This is a genomic window from Curtobacterium sp. BRD11 (assembly GCF_031844345.1).
Lineage (GTDB): Bacteria > Actinomycetota > Actinomycetes > Actinomycetales > Microbacteriaceae > Curtobacterium.
The window spans coordinates 58,547-70,923 of record NZ_JAUZUZ010000007.1; the positions used below are offsets into that span (position 1 = coordinate 58,547).

General features: G+C 71.9%; 8 protein-coding genes. 3 read left to right on the plus strand and 5 right to left on the minus strand.

The genetic code is table 11. The features are described from left to right. On the minus strand, positions 1 to 1,521 hold the full coding sequence (locus Q9R28_RS14615; RefSeq protein WP_311206440.1) for a hypothetical protein: 1,521 nt from the start codon (positions 1,519 to 1,521) through the stop codon (positions 1 to 3). 94 nt (positions 1,522 to 1,615) lie between these two features. Here Q9R28_RS14615 and Q9R28_RS14620 point away from each other — a divergent pair, with 94 nt between their 5' ends. Beyond that, positions 1,616 to 2,935, plus strand: a complete 1,320-nt coding sequence (locus tag Q9R28_RS14620; protein ID WP_311206441.1) for an exopolysaccharide production protein — start codon at positions 1,616 to 1,618, stop codon at positions 2,933 to 2,935. 108 nt (positions 2,936 to 3,043) lie between these two features. Here the strand turns inward: Q9R28_RS14620 and Q9R28_RS14625 are convergent, their stop codons facing one another. The 4 genes from Q9R28_RS14625 to Q9R28_RS14640 all read right to left on the minus strand — a co-directional run bounded on the left by Q9R28_RS14625 (position 3,044) and on the right by Q9R28_RS14640 (position 8,704). Beyond that, entirely contained in the window at positions 3,044 to 3,802 is a 759-nt protein-coding gene (locus tag Q9R28_RS14625) for a polyprenol monophosphomannose synthase (RefSeq protein ID WP_066655007.1), read from the minus strand. 32 nt (positions 3,803 to 3,834) lie between these two features. Continuing rightward, positions 3,835 to 5,256 carry a hypothetical protein gene (locus Q9R28_RS14630; RefSeq protein WP_311206442.1) on the minus strand — a complete coding sequence of 474 codons (1,422 nt, stop codon included), beginning with the start codon at positions 5,254 to 5,256 and terminating at the stop codon, positions 3,835 to 3,837. A gap of 93 nt (positions 5,257 to 5,349) precedes the next feature. After that, positions 5,350 to 7,431, minus strand: a complete 2,082-nt coding sequence (locus tag Q9R28_RS14635) for a hypothetical protein (RefSeq protein WP_311206443.1) — start codon at positions 7,429 to 7,431, stop codon at positions 5,350 to 5,352. A gap of 241 nt (positions 7,432 to 7,672) precedes the next feature. After that, complete coding sequence (locus Q9R28_RS14640; RefSeq protein ID WP_311206444.1) at positions 7,673 to 8,704, minus strand: glycosyltransferase family 2 protein; 1,032 nt, start codon at positions 8,702 to 8,704, stop codon at positions 7,673 to 7,675. Positions 8,705 to 8,823: 119 nt separating this feature from the next. Here Q9R28_RS14640 and Q9R28_RS14645 point away from each other — a divergent pair, with 119 nt between their 5' ends. Continuing rightward, entirely contained in the window at positions 8,824 to 11,391 is a 2,568-nt protein-coding gene (locus tag Q9R28_RS14645; RefSeq protein ID WP_311206445.1) for a glycosyltransferase, read from the plus strand. 87 nt (positions 11,392 to 11,478) lie between these two features. Continuing rightward, a complete protein-coding gene (locus Q9R28_RS14650; RefSeq protein WP_311206446.1) occupies positions 11,479 to 12,375 on the plus strand; it encodes an ABC transporter permease in 897 nt (298 codons plus the stop codon). Positions 12,376 to 12,377 lie beyond the last annotated feature (2 nt).

Sequence of the window (12,377 nt, forward strand, 5' to 3'; positions counted from 1 at the left end):
TCACCGCCCGGTGGCACCGGTGCCGAGCACCAGCACGCAGGGCACCCGTGCCTCCCACGGCAGCGCCCCGATCATCACCGTCCCGGCAGGGTCCTGTCGGCACCGTGCCTCGGCGGCGACCACCTGCGGGTACCACTCCGGCCCCGTCGCACGCTGGGCCGTACCGGGGAAGGCGGCGACCCAGGTGGCCGCGAGGACGGCGACGACCGTCCACCCGAGGGCGCGGCGGACCACCCGGACCGACCGGTGCCCACCGACGACGGTCGCGTCCGTGCCCGTGCCCGTGCCCGCGTCCGTGCCCGCGTCCGTGCCCGTGGCGTGCAGGGCGCCCGACCGCAGCACGTGTCCGACGAGCACCGACGCCGACACCACCAGCGCTGCGCTCAGCAGCATGCCGGCCGCGGCCGCGTAGCGCGAGGGTGTCGCGTCGAGCAGCGCGCCGGGGTCGGACCGGGACCACCGTCCGTTCGCCGAGGCGTTGGCCAGCAGTGCCGCCGACCACACCACGACCGACCCCACGGCGAGGGCAGACGCCAGCAGCACCGCACGACGGCGTCGCTCCCGCAGCCCGACGACGACCGCCGTGACGACGATCGCGACGAGCACCGCAGCGGGGACCCCGACCACCCACCAGCCCGAGGCCACGACCGCGCGGCCGACCGCTGCCAGGTCCGCTCGCCACAGGCCGCCGACGGTCTGCAGCAGGTACCCCGAGGCGACGTCGCGGACCGAGGGGTTGCCCCGCGGCGAGTCCCGGTCGGTGGTGAGGGCCGTCACGACCTGCGCGGCCCCAGCGCCGAGGGCCGCGACGGTGACGGGCAGCGCGCGGAGGACGCGCGCACGGCGGGAGGGCACCGCGGACGATGCGGGGGGCACCGCAGCGGACGCCGCGTCGGCGCGTCCGGCGGACGCTCCGGTCGCCCGGGCTCGGTCGCGTCCCGGCACCCAGGCGAGCAGGAGCAGCGGCAGGAAGAGCAGCGCTTGGACCTCGGTGGTGAGGACGAGCACGGCGACCAGGGCGAGCGTCACCGCCCCGGTCCGGGTCCGGGCACGGTGCGCGAACACCCACGGCGCGAGCAGGAGGGCGGTGGTGTGCAGGTTCGCAGCGTTGCCCAGCACCTCCCACGGTGCCGTGGGCAGCAGGACCGGCACCGCGGCCAGCACGACGCGGAGCACCGGCGACGGCACGGCGTCCGCGGCGAGGACGAAGACGCCGGCGCACGCAGCTCCGGTCAGGACGCAGCAGAGCGTCGTCACCGTGAGGGCGTACCAGGCGATCGGCAGCGCGAACCCGACGTCGACGACGAGTCGCGGGACGACGTGCAGGTACCCCGCGTACGGCTCGACGACGCTCGCGGCTGCTCCGAGGGCGAGGTGCTCGCGGAAGAAGAGCCCGGCGTCCTCGGCCCAGGCGGTCCCGCGCGCGACGGGTCCGAGTCGGACCCACGCCGCGAGCGCCGCCAGCAGCCCCACCCCGACGGCCGCGCCCGAGCGTCGGAGCCGGTCCCTCGTCGATGTCATCGGGGTCCGACGCTAGCGAGCGATCGCCGATCCGCGATATCGACGCTCCGGTACGGCGCAGGTCCCGTGCGGCCGAGTACGTCAGACTGGACGGATGACGGACGGCAGGACGACGCGACGCATCCGCGCGCGCCGCTACCTGTCCGCCTGGATCGGATTCTCCGCCGGCGGTCGGTTCAGCCAGGCACTCGCGACGACCATCGTGCTCTTCGCGTTCGGCGAGCCGACCGTCCGCGTCCTGGTGGGTCCTGCCGGCACCTGGTCGGTGCTCGTGACCCTCGCCGTGCTCGCCGGGCTCAGCCTGCTCGGGCAGCGCTACCGGATCGAGTGGCACGGCGTCCTGCCGCTGTCACTGCTCGTCTTCGTCGGGTACTGCGCGCTGAGCGTGCTGTGGAGCGAGTACTCCTGGGTCGCCCTGCGCGGGCTCACCGCCACCGTCGGGTTCGTCGGACTCGGACTGTACCTGGCGCTCGGTCGCGACCTCGTCCAGGTCATCCGGGCGTGCGGCGACGCCTTCCGCATCCTGCTGGTCGTGTCGCTCGGGCTCGAGGTGCTGTCGGGGCTCGTGCTCGACCTGCCGATCCCGGCGTTGGGCATCCGCGGTGACATCGCCTTCGGCGGTCCGATCCAGGGCATCGGCGGGACGCGCAACTTCATGGGCTTCATCGCGGTGACCGCCCTGGTGACGTTCGTCGTGGAGTTCCTCACCCGCTCGGTGGCCCGGTGGCGTGCCGTCGCGTCCATGGGCGGCGCGGTCGTGACGCTCATGCTCGTGCAGTCGCCGATCACAGGGCTCGCGACGATCGCCCTCGCCGGGACCGCGCTCGCCCTCTGGACCCTGCGGCACGCACGGCCCTCGGTCCGGCCGCTGCTCGACGGCGTCCTCGCCACCCTGGTCGTCGCGGCGGGAGTGGTGCTCGTCGTGACCCGTGCACGGGTGCTCCCCCGCATCGGAGCTGCCGGTGGGACGACGACACGGCTCGAGCTCTGGGAGCAGATCCGCACGTTCATCGAGCAGAAGCCGATCCAGGGCTGGGGCTGGGTGGGGACCTGGCCGAGCGAGCCCGTCGTCCCGTTCGTCACGTTCATCGATCCGTCCGGCGCCCGGTTCACGTCCGGGTTGGACGCGGCCGTCGACGCCTGGCTGCAGGTCGGCCTCGCGGGCATGCTGCTGCTCCTCGGAGCGGGACTCCTCGCCTTCGCCCGGTCGTGGGTGACGGCGACGACCTTCCCCGGCGTGGCCTACGTCTGGCCCGCGGCGGTCCTCGTGCTCCTGGGCGTGACGAGCCTGGCCGAGAGCTACCTGCTGCACAGCGCGGGCCTGATGCTCTTCGTCACGGTGCTCGTGGTCGCCGCGCGCCGACGCTCGTGGCGCGTGCGGCTCCCCCGGCTCGAGGAACGCCCGCACCCCTGACCGTGCGCGGCTGCCGACCGCGTCGCCGTCGCAGCCGACCGCGTTGCCCTCGCAGGCGAGCCCGCGGCCGCTGGCCGGTGGCCGTGGCCGTGGCCGTGGCCGACGTCCCTAGCGTCGGGAACGCGGTCGGAACCGGCGCTGGAGCCCCCACTGCGTCGTCCGCACCATCGCCTCGACGATGATGTCCTTGCTCATCTTGGAGACACCGTGGATGCGGTCACGGAACCGGATCGGCACCTCGACGATCCGCCCGCCGAGGTCGTGGGTCCGGATGGTCATGTCGATCTGGAAGCAGTAGCCCTTCGAGTCGATCGACCCGAGGTCCATGCGCGCGATCGCGTCCGCCCGGTAGACGCGGAACCCGGCGGTGATGTCGTGCACGTCGATGCCGAGCATGATGCGCGCGTAGGTGTTGGCCCCGCGGCTCAGGAACTCGCGGCGCTTGGGCCAGTCCACGACCGAGCCACCGCGCATCCAGCGCGAACCGATGGCGAGCAGGACGTCGTCCGACGGGTCCGCGTCGGCGACCGCGGCGATGAGCGCCGGCAGGCGGTCGGCCGGGTGCGAGCCGTCGGCGTCCATCTCGACGAGCAGGTCGTAGCCGTGCTCGAGCCCCCAGCGGAACCCGGCGACGTACGCCGTCCCGAGGCCGAGCTTGCCGGAGCGACGGAGCAGGTGGACCCGCTCGTCGGTCCGGGCCATCGCCTCGACGAGGTCGCCCGTGCCGTCCGGGCTGCCGTCGTCCACGACGAGCAGCCCTGCCGAGGGGACGGTCTCGAGGATGCGTGCCGCGATGTCCTTGATGTTCTCGGCCTCGTTGTAGGTCGGCACGATCACGAGGGGCTTGGCTTCGGTGTTGCGGGTCATGTCCTGCTCACGGTCGGGGTGGTCCGGCGCGGTCAGCGCTCGGCGTCCTGGTCGATGACGGCACACGGCACCGTCACGGCCCACTGCGGGCCTGGGGCGATCTGCACGGAGGCGGTTCCGTCCGGGTGGGCTTCGCACCGGCCCTCCGACATCCGGACCTGCTGTTCCCAGATCGGTCCGCCCTGCCGGTTCGCCTTGTCCACCGCGAAGTTCGCCGCGAACGACGCGACGACCGCCAGCAGCAGGAGCGCGCCGGCTGCGGTCGCGATCCAGGCGGAGGGAGTGCGTGGTCGGTCCCGCGGACCCCGGACCCAGACACCCGGCAGGCGGACGCCGCGGCTCAGTGCGACGTCGGCGATGACGACGAAGGCTCCGATCACGTAGATCGAGGCTGCGGCCGAGTACCGGAAGGTCCAGTTCCCCAACCACTTCGCCGTGTCGAAGTGCGCGAAGGCGAGCATCTCGTTCGGGTTGAGCACCACCGCGCCGAACCACACGGCGGCCGAGCCCCAGAGCATCGCGCCGAGTGTCCAGCGTTGCGCGGACGACCCCGCCCAGAACGCGAGCGCGGCGAGCAGCACGGCGAGGGCGAGCGGCACGAGGACGACCCAGGTGCCGTGGTGCGCGATGACCTCGCCCACACGCGGCATGCTCCACGTCGCGGAACCGGCGAACGGTTGCACCGCGTACCCGAGCAGCATGTCCGCCACGGAGTCGGGCTCCGCGGTCGGCGCGGCACGCGGGTGCGAGAGCGTCGTCACGATCTGTGCGAGACCGCCCACGAGGGTGCCCGCGATCACGGGCCAGCGCCGGCGGTTTCGGATGCCGAGGAGGAAGAGCGGGAAGAACGCGACGACCTGGATCTCGGTGAGGCCGGCGAGCAGCGTCGCGACGCCGAGCACGATCCCCCGCGTCCACGAGCGGACCGGCGCGAGCAGGGCGAAGGGGACGAGGAACATCAGGAACCAGTGCAGGTTCGCGGCGTTGGCCTGGATCTCCATCGGTCCGAGCGGCACCAGCGCCGGGACGAGCGCCAGCAGGAGCCGGGCGACGACGGAACGGAGCACGCCGGCCGTCAGGACCCAGACCGCGGCGCCGACCGCTGCCGTGACGGCGACGCAGAGCGCGGAGACGGTCACCGCGAACCGGTCGACCGGGGCGACCTCGCTGGCGATCGCGATCACGATCCGGGGCACGACGTGCAGGTAGCCCGCGTAGTCGTGGAAGAGCGCCCCCGCGAAGCCGAGTCGGTACTGCTCCTCGAGGAACACCTTGCCGTCCTCGGCCCAGAGCGTGTTCCGGACCTCGGGTGTCAGGCGCAACCACCCGAGGGCGGCGATGACGAACCAGAGGACGACGGGGACCGCGACCGTGGTCAGTCGCCGACGGAGGGTCGTCGTCCCGCCGGCTGCACCGTCCGTCACCCCCGGCGCGGGCGGTCTGGTCTCGAGCACCGGACGATCCTCTCACAACGGACGACGGCGGCGGCGCACCGTCGAGGTGCGTCGCCGCCGTCGTGGGCGGACCGGGCACGGTCCGCGCCCGGTCTACGGGACCTTCACCGTCCGGCACCCGAGCGTGGTGTTCGCGCCCGCCTGCGAGTCGATCGCGTAGACGCAGACCGAGCGGGACCCGGTCTTCGCCGGGAGCTTCACCGAGAACCCGTGCGCGGCGCCGGCGCCGGAGTACGCGGCGGCGACGTCGGGACGCGACGTCTTGGCGACGACGCGCTTGCCGACCCCGTCGACGTAGACGTCCACGGGGATCGACGTCCCCGGCGTGTCCGTGTCGATCGCCCACCCGGACACCTGCACCGCCTTCGAGACACCCGTCACGGCGTCCAGGCTGCCGATCGGCTTCGCGTTAGTCACGGTCACCTGCTTGCACCCGATCGGCGCCGACGCCGGCCCTGCGCCGACGCCGTTCACCTGGACGCACACGGTGTGCTTGCCGGGCGTGGCCTTCCACGTGCCGGAGAAGCCGTGCGCGGTCCCCCACGCCGGGTAGGTCTTCGCGACGTCCTGGCGGGCGCGGTCGGCCCGGATGCCGTGACCGGCTCCGTCGATGATCACCCGAGCGGTGAGCGACTCCGTCGAGTCCCCGTCGATCGCCCAACCGGACACGCGGATCGAGCTCGACGTCGTCTTGATCGCGGTGATCTTGCCGATCGGGGTGCTGCCGGGCGTCACCACGGTGCGGCAGGTCCCGATCCTGCGGTCCGATCCGGCCTTCACGTTGACCCCGGTCACGCAGTACTCGTGCGTGCCGACCGTCGTGCGGACCGTGGTCGAGAACCCGTGTCCGCCGCCGAGCGCCGGGTACTTCGCCGCGACGTCGGACCGCATCGTCCCGGCGCTGATGCGGGTCACGTAGGCGCCGTCACGGTAGATCCGGACGCCGATCGCACCCTTGGCCTCGGGGTCGACGGCCCACCCGGTGAGGGTGACGGTCCCGCCCTGGTTCGCCACGACCGAGTCGAGCGACCCCGTCGGGGACCCCTCCGCCACGGTCACGGACCGGCACCCGAGCGACACGTCGCTCTTCCCGTCGGCGGCCTTCGCCGTGACGCACACCTGCTGCGCCCCGCCCGGGACCGTCAGCGTCGCGCTGAACCCGTGCTTCGGCCCGGCTGCCGGGTAGGCGGCGCCGATGTCCGGTCGGTTGCCGGTCGCGGCGAACGTCCCGGTGACCGACCCCGCGGTGACGACAACCTTCGTGCCCGCCTTCGTGGCGGTGTCCAGCGCCCACCCGTTGACGGTCACCGCGTTGTAGGCCGTCGACACCCCGTCGAGGCTGCCCTTCGCGGTCGTCGCCTTGCCGGTCGGGCTCCCGAACCAGTCGCTGTACATGCGCCAGAAGTTGCGGTTGCCGTAGGCGGAGCAGCCGTCACCGGTGCCGTACAGGTTGTTCAGCGCGGCGGTGTTCGGCGTGTAGGGCGTGTAGTAGTACAGCGCGGCCGTCGCCTTGTTCTGCACGTTCACCGGCTTCGTGCCGCAGGACACGGGCACGTTGTACTGGATGTTGCGGGTGGCTCCCGGGTTGAACCAGGTGAAGTAGTTGCTCGTCCCCGGCGGGTTGCTGTACCGCTTCCACTGCCAGGCCGACCAGTACATCTGGTTGCCGACCCCGGCGTACGCGGGGTCGCAGCGTCCGCCGACGTTGTCCGGGCACGCGTAGCCCATCGCCCGCTCGAGCACCGCAGCGGAGGGACCGCGGTTCGTGACCAGGCTCTGCTCCTTCTGCAGCGTGACGAGGAGCACCTTGGGGCTGATGCCGCAGGCCTTGCTGACGCGGGTGACGATCTGCGCGGTGGAGAGGGACGAACCGCCGGTGACGGCCGAGCACATGGCGTCCCCACCGCGGCTGTTCATCGAGAACCGCCCGTTGCGCAGGCAGTTGCTGTTCGTGCAGGACGACACCTGGCTGTCCAGGAACGCCTGCACCTGGTCGGCGGTCATCGCCGTGCCGTCGTAGAAGTTGGCGTCGGAGATGATGTTGCCGGCCTGGAACGACGACCCGCTGAGCGCCGAGGCGGGCTCCTGCGATGCGGTCGGACCGGACACCTGCAGACCGACGAGCACGCTGGCGACCGCCAGCACGCTCGCAGCCATGGCGAGGAGCTTCTTCACGTCGGGGGCCTTCCTGAGGGGCGGACGACGGGTGCGAGCGAGCACGTGCTCCGGGAGCGGTCCGGAACGACCCTGTCCACGGTCCAGACCACACGTGTCACGAAACTGTACCTCCGTCACAGTGATCACACAGCCCCCGCGTCGACCCCCGTCCGGGAGGCGCACCGCACCGCCGCCGGTTCCCCGCCGGTCCGGCGGGGAACCGGCTCCACCCCGCCGCCGCTCGCTCCTGAGACGGCGCTCAGGCGCCGGCGTCGAGCAGTGACTCGACAGCACGACGTGCCGCAGCGCCCGTGCCGTCCCCACGTCGGGCGCGACGCGCGTGCCCGACGAGACCGGGTGCCTCCCGACCGAGTCGCGCCCACTGGGCCGGCGTCAGCTGTCCACCTGCGGGGCGGACCAGGTCCCGGGCGGCGCGTGCGAGCGTCCGCAGGACGACCCGGCGCACCATCTGCGGCGAACCGTTCCGCAGCACGACCGCCAGGCGGTTCCGCATGCTCTGGTACCGCACCAGCGGGGAGTCGCTGCCGGAGCTCGCCGCGTGACGGTGGGTGACGACCGCGTCCGGGGCGTGGCGGACCTCGTACCCGGCGAGCCGGAGCCGCCACGACACGTCGAGGTCCTCGTAGTACATGAAGAGGGACTCGTCGAAGCCCCCGACGTCGGCGAGGGCGTCCCGGCGCAGGAGGACCGCCCCGCCGGAGAACCCGAAGAGCGGCGCGGTCTCCGGGGCGTCCTGCAGCGGCCGCAGCCAGTCGCGGTCCCGGCCGTTGCCCGAGCGGTCGAGCACGACCCCCGTGCCGTTCACCAGCGTGCGACCGTCGGCGTCGCGGCGCCACCGTCGACCGTCGACGCCCACCAGGTCGTCCGGACCGGGGGCCGCCGCGGCGGGGACGGGCACGAAGCCGCCCTCGAGCACGACCGTCGCGGCGACCCCGGCCACCCGGTCCCCGCCTGCGGCGAGCGCGGCGAGGCCGCGAGCGAGGAAGCCGTGGTCGGCGACGGCGTCGTTGTTGAGGAGCGCGACGACGGGGGCCGAGGCCGCGGCGATGCCCCGCGCGACCCCGCCGGCGAAGCCAGCGTTCGTCGGCTCGGCGACGATCACGACCGCGGGCAGGTCGGCACGGTAGGCCGCGACGGTGCGGTCGTCCGCCTCGTTCACGACGAGCACCACCTCGACATCGGCGTCGACCCGCTGCGACCGCACGGAGTCGATCGCTCGCCGTGTGAGCTCGGGCTGGTGCCAGTCGACGATGACCACGGAGACGTCCACGGGACCAGTCTCGCAGGCCGTGTGCCCCCGGTCCGCCGAGAGCGCCCGGGTATAGTGGTGCCGCTTTCCGGGCTCCGTCCCGGAGGGCGCCCCCGCAAGCCGACGTACGGAGTCCTCCCATGTCCACCTTCGCGCCCCGCGTGTCCGTCGTCGTCATCAACTTCCGCGGCACGGACGACACGCTCGAGTGCATCGCCCGGCTCAGCGAGGTGGACTGGCCGGCCGACCGGCTCGAGATCGTCGTGGTCGAGAACGGCTCCGGCGACGACAGCGAGGCACGTCTGCGCGCCGAGCTCGGGGACCGGGCGAACGTCCGCATCATCGTCTCCCCCGAGAACCTCGGCTTCACCGGCGGCAGCAACCTCGGCGCGCGCGAGGCGACCGGCGACGTGGTCGCGTTCCTCAACAACGACGCGAAGCCGCACCCGGCCTGGGTGAAGGAGGGCATCGCCGGCTTCGCCCCGAGCCCGCGCGTCGCCGCCGTCGCGAGCAAGGTCCTCGACTGGGAGGGCCGCACCATCGACTTCGTCGAGTCCGGCCTGAGCTGGTTCGGGATGGGCTACAAGGCGCACATCGCCGAGGTCGACGACGGCCGCTTCGACGAGCCGCGTGACCTGCTCTTCGGAACCGGGTCGGCGCTGTTCGTCCGCCGTGACGTCTTCCTCGAGGTCGGCGGCTTCGACGACGGCCTCTTCATGTTCTACGACGACGTCGACCTGGGCTGGCGGCTCAACCTGCTCGGCTACCGCGTCCGGTTCGCGCCGCGATCGGTTGTCTTCCACAAGCACCACGGCTCGATGAAGTCGTTCGGCGACCACCGCGAGATGTACCTGCTCGAGCGGAACGCCCTGCACCTGCTCTACAAGAACCTGTCCGAGGAGAACCTCGGCGTGTTCCTGCCTGCGGCCCTCGCGCTCCTGGCCCGTCGCGCGGTCGCCAAGAGCGGACGGGACTCGCAGGAGTTCGACATCCGCCGCTTCACGGGTGCGCCCGACGAGTTCGATCCGCTGACGCCGATCTCGAAGGAGACCGTCGCCGGGTTCTTCGCGCTCGACCAGTTCGTCGCCGACCTGCCGCGCCTGTCCGAGGAGCGTCGCCGCATCCAGGCGCAGCGCGTCCGGAGCGACAAGGACGTGTTCCGCCTGTTCGGCGACGCCTTCAAGCCGCTGTTCGAGGACGGGTACTTCCTCGAGGGCTACCGCGCGATCCTCGAGTCCTTCGACGTCGAGGCGCCGATGCACCGCACCAAGGTCCTCGTCATCACGGGCGACGCCCTGGGCGAGAAGATGGCCGGCCCCGGCATGCGCGCGTGGAAGATCGCCGAGTCCCTCGCCCCGGACAACGACGTGCGCCTGGTCACCTGGAACGTGGCGAACCGCAAGTCCGACGCCTTCGACGTCGCCCGCGTCCCGCTGCAGCACGAGCGGGCGATGCGGGAGCACGAGGAGTGGGCGGACGTCATCTTCTTCCAGGGCTACGCGCTGCACCACTTCACGACCCTGCAGCGGTCGAACAAGATCATGGTCGTCGACCTGTACGACCCGATGCACCTCGAGCAGCTCGAGCAGGCACGGGACAACGGCGACGTCGGCTGGCGCAACCAGGTCACGAGCACGACCGAGGTCATCAACGCGCAGCTCGAGCGCGGCGACTTCTTCCTGTGCGCCTCCGAGCGCCAGCGCCTGTTCTGGCTCGGTCAGCTGGCGGCGGTCGGTCGCGTGAACCCCGACAACTACCTGGCGGACGACAACCTCGAGAAGCTCATCGCCATCGCCCCGTTCGGCATGGACTCGAAGCCGCCGCAGCACGAGCGCAAGGCGATCCGCGGCGTCACGCCGGGCATCGGCGAGGACGACAAGGTCGTCATCTGGGGCGGCGGCATCTACAACTGGTTCGACACCCCGTCGCTCGTCCGCGCGATCGCCCAGGTCGCCGAGCGCCACGACGACGTCCGGCTGTTCTTCCTCGGCGTCGCACACCCGAACCCGGACGTGCCCGAGATGGCCATTGTCTCGGAGACCCGCCGCATCAGCGACGAGCTCGGCCTGACCGGCAAGCACGTCTTCTTCAACGAGCAGTGGGTCGCGCTCGACGACCGCCAGAACTACCTGCTCGAGGCCGACGCCGGAGTGAGCACGCACTTCGCGCACATCGAGACGACGTTCTCGTTCCGCACCCGGATCCTCGACTACATGTGGGCGAACCTGCCGATCGTCACCACCGACGGCGACAGCTTCGGCGACCTCGTCGCTGCCGAGGGCATGGGCGTCGCAGTCGAGGAACGCGACGTGGACGCCCTCGCCGTAGCCCTCGAGTCGATGCTGTACGACCCCGAGGCCGCCCAGGCTGCCCGCGACGCGGTCCGTCGCGTCCGGAGCGACTTCACGTGGGAGCGTGCACTCGCACCGCTCGTGGAGTTCTGCAAGGACCCGCAGCCGGCGGCGGACCGTGCGCACGACGCTGCGGTCCCGGCCGGATCCGTCACGGCGGGGAGCCGTCCGCGCGTCGCGCTGAGCCCGGCGCGCCAGCGGGAGATGGCCTTCCACGAGATCGCGAACAGCCGCCACGGCGTCGTCCGCGACGTCCGGCTGGCGACCTGGTACCTGCGGCAGAACGGCGTCGGCGGGCTCCGCGCCAAGGTGCAGGACCGCGTCCGGCTGATGCGGGAGAGCAGGAACGGGCGCTGACGTCCACACCGGGCACACGCGGGCACCGTTGTACAGTTGTCCGTCGCCCCGGTGCACCCGTCCCAGCGCACGAACACAGAGGAACCCATGAGCAACATCGTCAGCGAGCGGTTCGAACGCCTCCGGCAGGAACGCATGGTCCCGGCAGGGCGTCCGGCGTCCGCCGTGGTGGGCTCGATCCGTGAGGTCCTCGCGCACCGGCAGCTCCTCGACCTGCTGATCCGCCGCGACCTGAAGTCCCGGTACAAGGACAGCGTGCTGGGCTTCGCCTGGACGCTGATCCGGCCGCTCGTGCAGCTCGCGATCTACTACTTCGTGCTCGGCCAGATCCTCGGGGCCTCGCGGAACATCCCCGAGTTCGCGATCTACGTCTTCTCCGGCCTGACGCTGTACGGCCTCTTCAGCGAGATCGTGGCGTCCGGCACCGCGTCGATCGTGAGCAACGCGGGGCTCATCAAGAAGGTCTACCTGCCGCGCGAGATCTACCCGCTCGCGAGCGTCGGGTCCGCGCTCTTCAACTTCGGCGTGCAGCTGGTCGTCCTGCTCGTCGCCGCGGTGCTGCAGAGCGGCTTCGCCTGGTGGCGCCCGGACCTGCTGTTCTTCTTCCCTGCCACGCTCGTGATCCTGATCTGGGCGACGGCGCTCGCCCTGCTCCTCGCCGCACTCAACGTGTACCTGCGCGACATGCAGTACCTGGTCGAGGTGCTCGTGCTCCTGCTCATGTGGGGCTCCCCCATCGTGTACAGCTGGCAGATGGTCGCGACCCGCGCGCCGGAGTGGCTCCTGACGCTCTACACGTCCAACCCGATCACGCTCGCCGTGCTCGGCATCCACCGGGCCTTCTGGTCCGCCGGCGGCGACGCGCAGTACCCCGACCACCTGCTGCTCCGCCTCGGCATCGCCGCGGTCGTGGGCCTCGTGGCCCTGCTCGCGTGCCAGCGCGTGTTCGCCAAGCTGCAGGGCAACTTCGCCCAGGAGATCTGATC